The organism is Paraburkholderia diazotrophica, from assembly GCF_038900755.1.
Classification (GTDB): domain Bacteria; phylum Pseudomonadota; class Gammaproteobacteria; order Burkholderiales; family Burkholderiaceae; genus Paraburkholderia; species Paraburkholderia diazotrophica_A.
The window spans coordinates 1-14,222 of sequence record NZ_JBBPEN010000014.1; the positions used below are offsets into that span (position 1 = coordinate 1).

Sequence of the window (14,222 nt, forward strand, 5' to 3'; positions counted from 1 at the left end):
TGGCTATACCACCGCGCCGTTTCTGTCGCGGCCCCCGCTGCGTCGCGCCGCACACCGCGCGCCCGAACGAAGGACGCGAATCTTAGGCCATCCGCAACCCAATGACAAGGGTGCGACGGAAGTTTTTTAACGATTCACTTTTGATGCGCGCCCAGCACCGCCGGCAGCGGGATCGCAGCCGCCATCGCCGCGTAACCTGCATCGCTGGGATGGATATGATCGCCGCTGTCGAACGAACGTTGCAGACGTGTCAGCTCTGTTGGATTACGCAGCGCGGCATCGAAATCCACGACTCCGTCGAACGCCCTGCTAGTCCGAATCCATTGATTGACCGCCGAACGGATCGCCTCGCGCTGCGGCGGCAAATCCGCCGGCGTCAATGTAGCCCCAAAAATGCGCATGCCACGCGCGTGCGCCGCCGCAATAACCTGCTTATAGCCCGCAATCAGGCTCTCCGATGTAACGGCCGTATGCGGAAAATCGCAATCGAGTCCAGCGCGGGCCGGCATCGCGGCAAAGTTGATGTCGTTGATGCCGATCAGCAGAATCACGGTCCTCACGCCAGGCTGGGCTAGCACATCGCGGCCAAAACGCGACGCAAGCGCGTCGCCGTAGCAAGGCGAATCGCTCAGCAAGCGGTTTCCGCTGATCCCAAGATTGACGACCGCCGTCGTCGTGTCGCCGCTCCCAACCACCCGGCGCGCGAACGCGTCAGGCCAGCGACGATTCTGATTCAGGCTGGAGCGCATCCCATCCGTGATCGAGTCGCCGATTGCCGCGACCGTCGCCGATGAACGAGCCTCCACCTGCAACCCTGTCACCCATGCGAACTGCGTAAATCGCTGGCGATAAGCGTCAGTGGACGTATCGCCCGCATGGTTGCCAGACATCGACACATAGTTGACCTGATTCGAAACCCGGTGCCATGCGACCATCCGTTGCTCGCGCCCCATATAACTGCTGACGGCGTACGGTACGCCGGCCGAGATGCCGATCCGCACGGGATCGCTATCGATCTCGCCGCCAGCAGGCACGCTCACCGCCGCTTTCCCGCCGAACGTCACCCGCGCGTCCGTGCCGCTCTGCACAGCCGCGCCCGCCCCGATACCCGAGCGCGCGATTCGCAGCTCCTCGATGACGAGCGGGGTCTTTCCATACGCGTTGCTGATGTGAATGCGCGCAACCTCGCCCGACAGCGTCGGATAGACGATCTGCCGGACCGTGCGTCCCGCGACGTCGGGCGTCCGGTACAGCGCGGGCGGATTGGGCATTTGCGGGATCGGCTGCAGCGCCGTGGCCCAGACCGTAACCCAAGGCGTCGCGCCCGCCGCAAAAACGGGCGCCGAGGCGAACACAAGCGAAGAAACAACGGCGCCGCAGAGAACGGCTAGGGGACGAGTGATCATTTCGACTGATTGTTGGAAACGGTTAAGGACGCAAGCCGCCCATTGTGCACGATCGCATAGTGCAAACCCCTACCAATTCATCTCGAAAAATTGATTAACCGACCGGACGGTTGGTTTATACTGCCGGACACACACCACTAGGACGAGAGCGTTCGATATGTACACGCAATCCCTCGACATTCCTGGCAACGTCGCGCCGCTCGACGCGGCCACCGGCTCTTCCGAGCAAGCCCGCTTCGATGAAGTGATGGCCGCCGACGGCAAGATCGAGCCGCAAGACTGGATGCCCGACGCGTACCGCAAGACGCTGGTTCGCCAGATTTCACAGCACGCGCATTCGGAGATCGTCGGCATGCTGCCGGAAGGCAACTGGATCACGCGCGCGCCGAGTCTCAAGCGCAAGGCGATCTTGCTGGCCAAGGTGCAGGACGAAGGCGGCCACGGCCTCTATCTGTATAGCGCAGCCGAAACGCTCGGCGTATCGCGTGACGAGATGATCGACGCGCTGCATTCGGGCAAGGCGAAATACTCGAGCATCTTCAATTACCCGACGCCGACTTGGGCGGACGTCGGCGTGATCGGCTGGCTGGTCGACGGCGCGGCGATCATGAACCAGATTCCGCTGTGCCGCTGCACGTATGGCCCGTACGCGCGCGCCATGATCCGCATCTGCAAGGAAGAGTCGTTCCATCAGCGCCAGGGCTTCGACGCGCTGCTCGCGATGATGAAGGGCACCGATGCGCAGCGCGAACTCGTCCAGCAGGCAGTCAACCGCTGGTGGTGGCCCGTGCTGATGATGTTCGGCCCGAGCGACAAGGACTCCGTCCACAGCAATCAGTCGGCGAAGTGGGGCATCAAGCGCATCACGAACGACGATCTGCGCCAGAAATTCGTCGACGCGACCGTCGAGCAGGCCAAGGTGTTGGGCGTCACGCTGCCCGATCCGAAGCTCAAGTGGAATGAGGAACGGCGCCACTACGACTACGGCGACATCGACTGGGAAGAATTCTGGCGCGTCGTCAACGGCGACGGCCCGTGCAACCGGGAACGCCTCGCCACGCGCGTGAAAGCGCATGACGACGGCGCCTGGGTCCGCGAAGCCGCCCTCGCCCACGCCGAAAAACAGCGCCAGCGCGCGCAGCAACATGCCGCCTGAGTGGCACCCCAATCCGAAGGACTGGAAGGAGATAGCGATGAACAAGGAATGGCCGATCTGGGAAGTTTTCGTGCGCAGCAAGCAGGGACTCGACCACAAGCATTGCGGTAGCCTGCACGCGGCCGACGCCGCGATGGCGCTGCGTATGGCGCGCGACGTCTACACGCGCCGCCAGGAAGGCGTGAGCATCTGGGTGGTGCCGTCGTCGGCGATCACGGCATCGGCGCCTGACGAAAAGGCTGAACTGTTCGAACCGGCTGCCGACAAGATCTATCGTCATCCGACGTTCTACCAGCTCCCCGACGAAGTCAACCACATGTAAGCGCGCGTCATGGATATCACGCCCCAACACCTCGCCTACGTGCTTCGCCTCGCCGATACGGCGCTGATCCTCGGTCAGCGCAATGCGGAATGGTGCGGCCACGGCCCGATTCTCGAAGAAGACATCGCGCTGTCGAACATGAGCCTCGACCTGATCGGTCAGGCGCGTCTGCTGTACACGCACGCCGCCGAACTGGAAAAGACGCTCATCGGCAAAACCCGCACGGAAGACGACTTCGCGTTCTTCCGCGCCGAGCGCGAGTTCGCGAACTACACGCTCGCCGAGCTGCCGCACGTCGGCCCACTGGCGGGAACGGCGCACGCGGACAAGGACTACGCGGTCACGACCGTGCGCAACTTCCTGTACTCGACGCTGATGTTGCACGTGTGGTCCGCGCTGACGGGTTCGTCGGACGCGCAATTGGCCGCGATCGCCGCGAAGTCGATCAAGGAAACGCAATACCACGTACATCATTCGCGCGAATGGCTCGTGCGTTTCGGCGACGGCACGGCCGAATCGCATCGCCGCGCGCAGGACGCGCTCGATTATCTGATGCCGTACACGCGGGAATTCTTCAGCGCCGACGCGACAGAAGACGCAATCGCCGCAGCCGGCATCGGCCCGAAGACGTCCGAACTGGAAGCGCTGTGGCTCGAAGACGTGCGGGCCGCGCTCGACGAAGCGACGCTCACGTTGCCGGAACCCGTCAAGCACGTCACGACGGGCAAGCACGGCGAGCATTCCGAGCACATGGGCTTCCTGCTCGCGGAAATGCAAAGCCTCGCGCGCCAGCATCCGGGCGCAAGCTGGTAATCCAAAGGTGAGTGAGACGATGACTTCGACCGCCCAAACAGCAGCCGCTGCAACGGATCGCGCGCTCGACAACGCGTGGGCCGTGCTCGAAGCGGTGCCCGATCCGGAAATTCCCGTCGTGTCGATCCGCGAACTGGGCATTCTGCGCGACGTGCGCCGCGCGGCCGATGGCGCGCTCGAAGTCGTCATCACGCCGACTTACTCGGGCTGCCCGGCGATGTCGCAGATCGCGGAAGACATCGGCCATGCACTCGACGCCGCGGGTCTCGCGCCGTATCGCGTGCAAACCGTGCTCGCGCCCGCGTGGACGACCGACTGGATCACCGGCGACGCCCGCGAAAAACTGCGCGCCTACGGCATCGCCCCGCCGACGGGCAACTGCGGCAGCGCCGAGCCCAACGCCAATACTGGCGCGAGCGCGCAACAAAAAGTGATCCGCTTCGTTCCGCGTGCGCTGCCCGCGCCCGCTTGCCCGCGCTGCGGCTCGAAGCACACCGAACGCCTCGCGCAATTCGGTTCGACGGCATGCAAGGCGCTGTATCGCTGCGTCGACTGCCGCGAACCCTTCGACTATTTCAAACCCTACTGATATGGCCACTCCGCAATTTCATCCGCTGCGCATCCGTGAAGTGCGGCCTGAAACCGCCGACGCGGTCTCCGTCGCCTTCGAAGTCCCCGTCGAACTGCGCGAGCAGTATCGCTTCACGCAGGGTCAGTTCGTCACGCTGAAAACGCACATCGACGGCGAAGAGACGCGCCGCTCGTACTCGATCTGCGTCGGCGTCACCGATTACGACCGCGACGGCGAACTGCGCATCGGCATCAAGCGCGTGCGCGGCGGCCGCTTCTCGAACTTCGCGTTCGATACGCTCAAGCCCGGCCACACCATCGACGTGATGACGCCCGATGGCCGCTTCTTCACGCACCTGAACGCCGATCACGGCAAGCAGTACGTCGCGTTCTCGGGCGGCTCGGGCATCACGCCTGTGCTCGCGATCATCAAGACGACGCTTGAAATCGAGCCGCGCAGCACGTTCACGCTGATCTACGGCAACCGCAGCATCGACCAGATCATGTTCGCCGAGGAACTCGAAGATCTGAAGAACCGGTTCATGAACCGCTTCGTGCTGTATCACGTGCTATCCGATGACATCCAGGACGTCGAGCTGTTCAACGGCGTGCTCGATCAACAGAAGTGCGCGTCGTTCCTCGATACCTTGGTGCCGCCCGGCACGATCGACGAAGCGTTCATCTGCGGCCCCGCGCCGATGATGGACGCCGCCGAAGCCGCGCTGAAGGCGGCCGAAGTTCCACAGGAAAAGGTGCACGTCGAGCGTTTCGGGACGCCGCTGCCCCAGGCCGGCGTGCCCGCAGCCGAAATCACCGACGACACGCCGACAGCCGACCTCGAAATCGTCCTCGACGGCAAGAAGCGCAAGCTGCGTCTGCCGTATCAGGGCTTGAGCGTGCTCGATGTGGGATTGCGCGCCGGGCTGGCGCTGCCGTATGCGTGCAAGGGCGGCGTCTGCTGCACCTGCCGCGCGAAAGTGCTGGAAGGCGAAGTGAAGATGGAAAAGAACTACACGCTGGAGGAACAGGAGATCCGCGACGGTTTCGTGCTCACCTGCCAGTGCCATCCCGTCAGCGACAAGGTCGTGATCAGCTACGACGACCGCTGACGGTTACGCGAAGCGCGCCCCGGCGCGCCTGTCATGCAAGCGCTGCGCATGGCATGTGCGCGCCAGTCGCTTTCGGCACATCCGCGATCCGCTTACACTAGGGGCCGCTCGTCATGGGAAAGTCGCTTTCCTCGACGAGTGGCCTTTTCCGTTGTAAGGGCGAAGCACGCCTGAACTGCAATCGAGCGGTGATCGAACCGCCCGTCAATCACAATGAGCACGATCCACATTACCAACGGCGACGTTGCCGCCGACTCCCTGCGTCAAGCGCTCAGCCACGCGGGCCGCGCCGACGCCGTGCTCGCATTGCGCGACGACCTCGCCGTCGGTCCGTTGCACGGTATCGACGAAGCGCCTCATTTGCGCGCCGATTTCTGGCGACACATCACCGGCGACTTCACGCGCAATTTCGCGGCCGAGTTCGACGCGCAGTCGAGGGAACTGGAAGTGGTGGTCGGCGGGACGACGCACGTCGTCGTATGGCATGGCCAAAGCTGCGCCGATCAGCTGACGCTGCGCCGCGTATGTTTCCATCTGCGCGAGATGCCGCAACGGTTGAACGAAGCGCGCGTCTGCATCGACGATCTGATGGGTGACAGCGCCGCGCAACGCCGCGCCGACCGGACGACGTCCGTCGGCATGTTTGCTCCGGCCGTGCTGCAACAGCGACTCGCGACGGCGGCGCCGATTTCGGTGCTGCGCATCGGGCGTCTCGCGCTCGAATGGCAGGACGTGAAGCAGGCCAACGCGGAATTGCGCCGCTGGCACGACAACACCTTTTCGAGCGGCACGTTCGCCGAACTGGACGCGTCGATCCTCGAACACGGCGCCGATGGCTGGCAATCCGCCGGGCGCGTCGCCGCTGCCGTGATGACGGCAAACAACGGCTTGCTGGTCAGCGACGCCATCGTGCTCTGGCGTCTGCGCGAGCTTGCCGCTAACGGCCAGTTGCAGCTACGCGGCGATTCGAACGCCTGGCAATCACTCGAAATGAATGTCGCGCGCGACACCTTTTCTCCCGCTTAAGACAAACCAGAACAATCATGGCCCGTACACGAGCCCCAGATCACGAGAGCCAGCGCGACCAGATCCTCGAACTGGCCGCCGCGAAATTCGCCCAGACTAGCTATCCGAGCACGTCGATGGCCGATCTCGCCGCGGCGAGCGGCACGTCGAAAGCCCGCCTCTACCATTACTACGAGAGCAAGGAAGCGATTCTTTTCGACCTGCTCGACCGCTACACGAAGCGTCTGATGCTGATCATTGCCGAGGTCGAGGGCGCGAGCCAGCGGCGCGGACTCACCGAACGCGATGCGTTCGCCGAACTGATCCGCGCCTTCCTGTCCGAGTACGAGACCTCGCATAGCCGGCACGTCGCGCTGCTGAACGACGTCAAATATCTGGTCGAAGGGCAACGCGAAATCATCCTCAACCGCCAGCGAGACGTGGTCGCCGCATTCGCGCGGCAACTGGCGCGCGCCTATCCCGAACGCGTCAACCGCGAAAATCAGACCGCGCTCACGATGATGGTCTTCGGAATGATCAACTGGACTTTCACGTGGCTGAAGCCTGGCGGCCGGATGGGCTACCGGGAATTCGCCGAGCAGGTCGTCGACATGGTGGATCACGGACTGCTCACATCGAAGCCGGGCCGCGCGGATCACAACTGACGCGCAATCGTTGCGTTCACGAAGACAGCGGCTTCCGTACTCCGATGCGCGCGCCCCACGGTAATGACCAAACGATGTCGCGATGCAGCAATATATGTGCCTCCGTTGCGGCAAGGCGACGCAGCGTTGTCGCACGCTAATTCTATGATTTACCCTTAAAAATCAATAGATTACCCAACTACAGGTTGCGACTTTAGACTGGACGCTCGGATCTATTCCGGGTTTTCCCTAGGTCGACTCCGGGTTTTCCATTAGAATGCTTATTGCGGCGCGTCATGCTGCCTAGCTAAAGGAGAACCCACTATGAATAAGCAAACTGTCCGCGCCACCGAGCCGATCGTCGTCGATCGCTTGATGAACGTCGCCGGCCGCACGCCTGTTCTGGTCCGGGAACTCGGCGAGAAAGACCGCAAGCGGCTGCTCGCCCACTTCGTCGAACTGGGCGAAGAAGACCGCCTGCTGCGCTTCGGCCAGATCACGCCAGACCACGTGATCGAAAACTATGTCCGCACGCTGGATTTCAGCCGCGACACGGTATTTGGCGTGTTCGACTGCCATCTGCGGCTGGTCGGCGTCGGCCATCTGGCCTATCTGCCCGCCGAGGGCGACACGCGCACCGCTGAATTCGGCGTGTCGGTGTCGGAAAGCGTGCGTGGCCAAGGCATCGGCACGAAGCTCTTCGAGCGCGCCGCGATCCGCAGCCGCAACACGCATGTCACGACGCTGTACATCCACTGCCTGTCGCGCAACACGACGATGATGCACATCGCCAAGAAGGCCGGCATGAAGATCGAATACGCATACGGCGAAGCGGACGCGTATCTGACGCTCGCGCCCGCCGATCAGAACAGCATCATTGCGGAAATGCTGCAGGAACAGGCAGCCGTATTCGACTACGTGCTCAAGCGCCAGGCGCGCAGCACGTCGAAGCTCATCGAATCGTTCATGCCGAGCGCGATTGCCGCGTAAGCGTCGCGAACGAGGAAAACCCAAAGGGCGGCTCTTCAACGAGCCGCCCTTTTTGTTGCGCGTTGCCTGTGCGTGCTAGCGCGCGCCGCCCCTCACAGCGGCAGCGCAGTGGTCTCCTTGAACTTCTCCAGCGAGAAGCTCGACTTCACGTCGATCACCGACGGATGCCGCAGCAACTGCTCTTGCACGAATCGCGAGAAATGCGCCATGTCGCGCACCTGCACGCGCAGCAGATAGTCCATGTCGCCCGTCATCGCATGGCAAGCGACCACTTCCGGCCAGCCCTGCACCGCCGCCCGGAACAGTTCCGAATGCGTCGCGCCCGCGCGCCCAGGCGTGCCGTCCGCGCGCGCGCTGAGCACAGGACCGCCGCGCTTTTCCAGTCGCACGTTGATGTAGGCAAGCAGATCCAGCCCCAGCATCTGCGCGTCCAGAAGCGCAACATATCCACGAATCACGCCGGTTTCCTCGAGCCGGCGAATGCGGCGCAGACACGGACTCGGCGACAGATTCACCCGATCGGCGATCTCCTGATTCGACAGCCGCCCGTTCTCCTGAAGGATCCGAAGAATCCTCCGGTCAATCGCATCTATCTCAGTTTTAGCCATGTTCTGCCATCCAAAGCCAGTGAAGCGCCAGAAAGTAGCGTCAGCGTAGTGATCGGCGATTAATTTCGCAAGTATTCTTCTGGCACGGGCAACTACACTGTTCTTCATCGAATCGCGCGACGCGCATCGGACATCCGCATTTGAGGAGACAGATATGCAAGTTCCTGCCTGGGAAAATCCCGTCGGCACCGACGGCTTCGAATTCATCGAGTACACCGCGCCCGACCCGGTCGCGCTCGGCAAGCTGTTCGAGCGCATGGGCTTTACGGCAATCGCGAAGCATCGTCACAAGGACGTGACGCTGTACCGCCAGGGCGACATCAACTTCATCGTCAACGCGGAGCCGGATTCGTTCGCGCAGCGCTTTGCGCGTCTGCACGGCCCGTCGATCTGCGCAATCGCGTTCCGCGTGCAGGATGCCGCCAGGGCCTACAAGCGCGCGCTCGAACTGGGCGCATGGGGCTTCGATAACAAGACGGGCCCGATGGAGCTGAACATTCCCGCGATCAAGGGCATCGGCGACTCGCTGATCTATTTCGTCGACCGCTGGCGCGGCAAGAACGGCGCGGCGCCGCACAGCATCGGCGACATCAGCATCTACGACGTCGACTTCGAGCCGATTCCGGGCGCCGATCCGAACGCGACGGGCCACGGCCTCACCTATATCGATCACCTGACGCACAACGTCCATCGCGGACGCATGCAGGAATGGGCCGAGTTCTACGAGCGCCTGTTCAACTTCCGTGAAGTGCGCTACTTCGATATCGAGGGCAAGGTGACGGGCGTGAAGTCGAAGGCGATGACGTCGCCGTGCGGCAAGATCCGCATTCCGATCAACGAGGAAGGCTCGGAAACGGCCGGCCAGATCCAGGAATATCTCGACGCGTACCACGGCGAAGGCATTCAGCACATCGCGCTCGGCACGAACAATATCTATAAGACGGTGGACGGCCTGCGCGCGTCGAACATCTCGCTGCTCGATACCATCGACACATACTACGAACTCGTCGACCGTCGCGTGCCGAACCACGGCGAGCCGCTGGACGAACTGCGCAAGCGCAAGATTCTGATCGACGGCGCGCACGACGACCTGCTGCTGCAAATCTTCACCGAGAACCAGATCGGACCGATCTTCTTCGAGATCATCCAGCGCAAGGGCAACCAGGGCTTCGGCGAGGGTAACTTCAAGGCGCTGTTCGAATCGATCGAACTGGATCAGATTCGTCGCGGTGTCGTGCAGGACAAGGCGTAACGCACGCGCTGGCGGCTAACGCCGAACAAGAAAAAGGCGAGGAATCGTACGATCCTCGCCTTTTTCATTTGGGGATTTAAGAATCGGCGCCGCTCGGTCCGCCGACTCTCGCTGTTCGTTCAGACGCGTGTGGCCCAGCCGGCCGCTCGCCAGCGCGCGTCAGCCACGCTGCTCCGTTTCGTCGGATGAGCGCTGCCGGTTCACGGCAACCGTTGCCGCCGCGACGGGGGCCGTGCGCGTGACGGCATTCATCAGCGAGTTGGCGCTGCTCGAATGCACGGGCGCGCTCATCGCGAAAAATGCTGCCGAGACCATCAGGAAGGTCTGGATGTGTTTCGTGTTCATGCGTACTCCTTTTTCGACTCCTGCACAGCGAAGCTCCGCGGCATGCGGAACGTTGCGATACGTGCAGGTGGGGAGTTTAGACAAGCATTTCAAGTCGCGTTCGTACCGTTTCAAGCTTTTACACGCTGTAACACCGGTATACCAAAAAGATTCCGCCGCGTCATACCCGCGACATTTTTCGGCTGCGCCATTCCGCATAGTGGTGTTTTCAACGATAAGCGGCGGGTTTTTACCAGTGCTACCATCGCAAAAAAGCCGTCAATATGGCGACCCCGGCCGGAGCATTCACAAGATGCCGAGGCCCTGAAGGTTTTGGCGATCCCAAACTGGGTTGGAGGAGTACACATAATGAATGCCCCGCTAGACGCTGGTCAGCGAGCCTCGCTCGAAGCCGCGTTGACTTCCGTCACGCTCGACGACAAATACACGCTCGAACGCGGCCGCGCGTACATGAGCGGCATCCAGGCGCTGGTGCGTCTGCCGATGCTGCAACAGGAGCGCGACAAGGCCGCCGGACTCAATACCGCCGGTTTCATCTCGGGCTATCGCGGATCGCCGCTCGGCGGCCTCGACCAGGCGCTGTGGAAGGCGAAGCAGCATCTCGCCGGACATCAAGTGGTCTTTCAGCCTGGCGTCAACGAAGACCTCGCCGCGACGGCCGTGTGGGGCTCGCAGCAGGTCAATCTCTATCCGAGCGCCAGATACGACGGCGTGTTCTCGATGTGGTACGGCAAGGGCCCCGGCGTCGACCGCTCGGGCGACGTGTTCAAGCACGGCAACTCGGCCGGCTCGTCGCGTCACGGCGGCGTGCTCGTGCTCGCCGGCGACGACCATGCAGCCAAATCGTCGACGCTCGCGCACCAGTCGGAGCACCTGTTCAAGGCGTGCGGCCTGCCGGTGCTGTTTCCGTCGAACGTGCAGGAATATCTCGACTTCGGCCTGCACGGCTGGGCGATGAGCCGCTACTCCGGCCTGTGGGTCGCGATGAAGTGCGTCACCGACGTGGTCGAGTCGTCCGCTTCCGTCGATATCGATCCGCACCGCACGCAAATCATTCTGCCGTCCGACTTCGAGATGCCCGAAGGCGGTCTCAACATTCGCTGGCCCGATCCGCCGCTCGTGCAGGAAGCGCGTCTGCTCGACTACAAGTGGTACGCCGGGCTCGCCTACGTGCGCGCGAACAAGCTCGACCGGATCGAGATCGATTCGCCGCACGCGCGCTTTGGCATCATCACGGGCGGCAAGGCGTATCTCGACGTGCGCCAGGCGCTAACCGATCTCGGCCTCGACGACGAGACCTGCTCGCGCATCGGCATTCGCCTCTACAAGGTCGGCTGCGTGTGGCCGCTCGAGGCGCAGGGCGCGCAGGCGTTCGCGCGCGGACTGCAAGAGATTCTGGTTGTCGAAGAGAAGCGCCAGATTCTCGAATACGCGATCAAGGAAGAGCTGTACAACTGGCCCGATGCGCAGCGTCCGCGCGTGTTCGGCAAGTTCGACGAGAAGGACGGCGCAGGCGGCGAATGGTCGGTGCCGATGGGCAACTGGCTGCTGCCCGCGCACTACGAACTGTCGCCCGCGCTGATCGCAAAGGCGATCGCGACGCGCCTCGACAAGTTCGATCTGCCGTCCGACGTGCGCGCGCGTATCGCGGCGCGCATCGCCGTGATCGAAGCGAAGGAAAAGGCGCTGGCGCGTCCGCGCGTCGAAGCGGAACGCAAGCCGTGGTTCTGCTCGGGCTGCCCGCACAACACGTCGACGAACGTGCCCGAAGGCTCGCGCGCGATGGCGGGCATCGGCTGCCACTACATGACCGTGTGGATGGACCGCAGCACGAGCACGTTCAGCCAGATGGGCGGCGAAGGCGTCGCGTGGGTCGGCCAGGCGCCGTTCACGAACGACAAGCACGTGTTCGCGAATCTCGGCGATGGCACGTACTTCCACTCGGGCCTGCTCGCGATTCGCGCGGCGATCGCGTCGAAGGCCAACATCACGTACAAGATTCTGTATAACGACGCCGTCGCGATGACGGGCGGCCAGCCCGTCGACGGCACGCTGACCGTGCCGCAGATCACGCATCAGCTTGCGGCGGAAGGCGCGAAGAAGATCGTGATCGTCACCGACGAGCCCGAAAAGTACAGCGCGAACGTCGGCCTCGCGCCGGGCATCGCGGTACATCATCGCGACCTGCTCGACGACGTGCAGCGCGAGTTGCGCGAGATCGAAGGCACGACGATCCTGATCTACGACCAGACCTGCGCGACCGAGAAGCGCCGCCGCCGCAAACGTGGCGCGTATCCCGATCCGGCGAAGCGCGTCGTGATCAACGAAGCCGTGTGCGAAGGCTGCGGCGATTGCTCGGTGCAATCCAACTGCCTGTCGGTCGAGCCGCTCGAAACGGAGTACGGCACGAAGCGGCAGATCAACCAGTCGACCTGCAACAAGGACTTCTCGTGCCTGAAGGGTTTTTGCCCGAGCTTCGTGACCGTCGAAGGCGGACAGCTGCGCAAGCCGAAGGCGTCGGGTGCCTCAGGTGCATCGGGCGACACGATGCCGCCCGTTCCCGATCCCGAGATTCCCGCGATCGGCAAGCCGTACGGCGTGCTGGTGACGGGCGTCGGCGGCACGGGTGTCGTGACGATCGGCGCGCTGCTCGGCATGGCCGCGCACCTCGAAAGTAAAGGCGTGACGGTGCTCGACGTGACGGGTCTCGCGCAGAAAGGCGGCGCCGTGATGAGCCACGTACAGATCGCGAACCAGCCCGCCGACATCCACGCGACACGCATCGCGATGGGCGAAGCGAATCTGGTGATCGGTTGCGATTCGATCGTGACGGCGGGAGACGAATGCGTGTCGCGGATGCAGAACGGCCGCACGCGCGTCGTGCTGAACAGCGCACAGACGCCGACCGCCGAGTTCATCAAGAACCCGAACTGGCGCTTCCCCGGCGCGAGCGCCGACACGGACGTGCGCGCGGCGGCCGGCGACGAGAACGTCGCTGCTATCGATGCGAACCATTTCGCGGTCGCGCTGCTCGGCGACGCGATCTACACGAATCCGTTCGTGCTCGGCTACGCATGGCAGAAGGGCTGGCTGCCGCTCACGCACGAGTCGCTGATTCGCGCGATCGAACTGAACGCAGTGCAGGTCGAGAAGAATCGCGCGGCGTTCGAATGGGGCCGCCGCGCGGCGCACGATCTCGATGCCGTGCGCAAGCTCGCGCGGCCGCAGAACCGCACCGACGACGACAACACGCCGAATGCCGCGAAGATCATTTCGCTGCATACGCCGAAGGCGCTCGATACGCTGATCGACAAGCGCGCGCAGTATCTGGCTGCTTATCAAAACGACGCGTACGCGGCGCGATATCGCAAGCTGGTCGACGAAGTGCGGGCCGCCGAAACGAAACTCGAAGCCGCCGACGGCCAGATGCCGTTGACGGAAGCCGTCGCGAAGAATCTGCACAAGCTGATGGCGTACAAGGACGAATACGAAGTGGCGCGTCTGTATTCGGACCCGGCGTTCGTCGAAAAGCTGAAGGCAAATTTCGAAGGCGACTGGAAGCTGAAATTCCATCTCGCGCCGCCCGCGACGGCGAAAAAGGACGCGCACGGCCATCTGGTGAAGAACCAGTACGGTCCGTGGATGCTCAACGCGATGCACGTGCTCGCAAAGCTGAAGTTCCTGCGCGGCTCGGCGTTCGACGTGTTCGGCAAGACGGAAGAGCGCCGCACCGAACGTGCGTTGATCGTCGAGTATGAGACGCTGGTGCGTGAGCTGATCGGCGGATTGACTGCTGAGAAACGCGCGCTTGCCGTCGAGCTCGCGAACCTGCCGGACGGCATTCGCGGCTACGGCCACGTGAAGGAAAACAATCTGAAGGGCGTGCGTGCGAAGTGGGCTTCGTTGCTCGCGAAGTGGCGCTCGCCGGCGGGCAGCGTCGAGCAGCAGCACGTCGCGTAACGCGGAAGTTTGCCGGGCAGCCGGCAACACAAGACCGGCAGC

13 protein-coding genes are annotated in these 14,222 nt (G+C 63.1%); 10 read left to right on the plus strand and 3 right to left on the minus strand.

What is annotated here, in order from left to right; translation table 11 throughout:
- Positions 1-134: 134 nt before the first annotated feature.
- A complete protein-coding gene (locus tag AABE10_RS30595) occupies positions 135-1,406 on the minus strand; it encodes an SGNH/GDSL hydrolase family protein (RefSeq protein ID WP_342936895.1) in 1,272 nt (423 codons plus the stop codon).
- Between the two features lie 157 nt (positions 1,407-1,563).
- Here AABE10_RS30595 and paaA point away from each other — a divergent pair, with 157 nt between their 5' ends.
- From paaA to AABE10_RS30635, 8 genes are all read left to right on the plus strand, one after another.
- Positions 1,564-2,562 carry a 1,2-phenylacetyl-CoA epoxidase subunit PaaA gene (paaA, locus tag AABE10_RS30600; protein WP_342936896.1) on the plus strand — a complete coding sequence of 333 codons (999 nt, stop codon included), beginning with the start codon at positions 1,564-1,566 and terminating at the stop codon, positions 2,560-2,562.
- Positions 2,563-2,599: 37 nt separating this feature from the next.
- Entirely contained in the window at positions 2,600-2,884 is a 285-nt protein-coding gene (gene paaB / locus AABE10_RS30605) for a 1,2-phenylacetyl-CoA epoxidase subunit PaaB (protein ID WP_342936897.1), read from the plus strand.
- Between the two features lie 9 nt (positions 2,885-2,893).
- Positions 2,894-3,697 (plus strand): 1,2-phenylacetyl-CoA epoxidase subunit PaaC, encoded by an 804-nt coding sequence (paaC, locus tag AABE10_RS30610; RefSeq protein ID WP_342936898.1) that lies wholly within the window; start codon positions 2,894-2,896, stop codon positions 3,695-3,697.
- A 19-nt stretch (positions 3,698-3,716) separates the two neighbouring features.
- Positions 3,717-4,286 (plus strand): 1,2-phenylacetyl-CoA epoxidase subunit PaaD, encoded by a 570-nt coding sequence (paaD, locus tag AABE10_RS30615; RefSeq protein ID WP_342936899.1) that lies wholly within the window; start codon positions 3,717-3,719, stop codon positions 4,284-4,286.
- A 1-nt stretch (position 4,287) separates the two neighbouring features.
- A complete protein-coding gene (paaE, locus tag AABE10_RS30620; RefSeq protein WP_342936900.1) occupies positions 4,288-5,376 on the plus strand; it encodes a 1,2-phenylacetyl-CoA epoxidase subunit PaaE in 1,089 nt (362 codons plus the stop codon).
- 213 nt (positions 5,377-5,589) lie between these two features.
- On the plus strand, positions 5,590-6,402 hold the full coding sequence (locus AABE10_RS30625) for a DUF1835 domain-containing protein (RefSeq protein ID WP_342936901.1): 813 nt from the start codon (positions 5,590-5,592) through the stop codon (positions 6,400-6,402).
- A gap of 17 nt (positions 6,403-6,419) precedes the next feature.
- Positions 6,420-7,046: a TetR/AcrR family transcriptional regulator gene (locus AABE10_RS30630; RefSeq protein ID WP_342936902.1), complete on the plus strand. Its 627-nt coding sequence runs from the start codon at positions 6,420-6,422 to the stop codon at positions 7,044-7,046.
- A 303-nt stretch (positions 7,047-7,349) separates the two neighbouring features.
- Positions 7,350-8,015 (plus strand): GNAT family protein, encoded by a 666-nt coding sequence (locus AABE10_RS30635; protein WP_342936903.1) that lies wholly within the window; start codon positions 7,350-7,352, stop codon positions 8,013-8,015.
- A 92-nt stretch (positions 8,016-8,107) separates the two neighbouring features.
- Here the strand turns inward: AABE10_RS30635 and AABE10_RS30640 are convergent, their stop codons facing one another.
- Positions 8,108-8,623 carry an Lrp/AsnC family transcriptional regulator gene (locus tag AABE10_RS30640; RefSeq protein WP_342936904.1) on the minus strand — a complete coding sequence of 172 codons (516 nt, stop codon included), beginning with the start codon at positions 8,621-8,623 and terminating at the stop codon, positions 8,108-8,110.
- A gap of 154 nt (positions 8,624-8,777) precedes the next feature.
- Between AABE10_RS30640 and hppD the strand changes: the two genes are divergently transcribed.
- Entirely contained in the window at positions 8,778-9,875 is a 1,098-nt protein-coding gene (hppD, locus tag AABE10_RS30645; RefSeq protein WP_342936905.1) for a 4-hydroxyphenylpyruvate dioxygenase, read from the plus strand.
- 159 nt (positions 9,876-10,034) lie between these two features.
- Here the strand turns inward: hppD and AABE10_RS30650 are convergent, their stop codons facing one another.
- Complete coding sequence (locus AABE10_RS30650) at positions 10,035-10,220, minus strand: hypothetical protein (RefSeq protein ID WP_342936906.1); 186 nt, start codon at positions 10,218-10,220, stop codon at positions 10,035-10,037.
- A 348-nt stretch (positions 10,221-10,568) separates the two neighbouring features.
- Here AABE10_RS30650 and AABE10_RS30655 point away from each other — a divergent pair, with 348 nt between their 5' ends.
- The gene (locus AABE10_RS30655; protein WP_342936907.1) at positions 10,569-14,180 is read left to right on the plus strand and encodes an indolepyruvate ferredoxin oxidoreductase family protein; all 3,612 of its coding nucleotides are present in this window, start codon (positions 10,569-10,571) and stop codon (positions 14,178-14,180) included.
- Positions 14,181-14,222 lie beyond the last annotated feature (42 nt).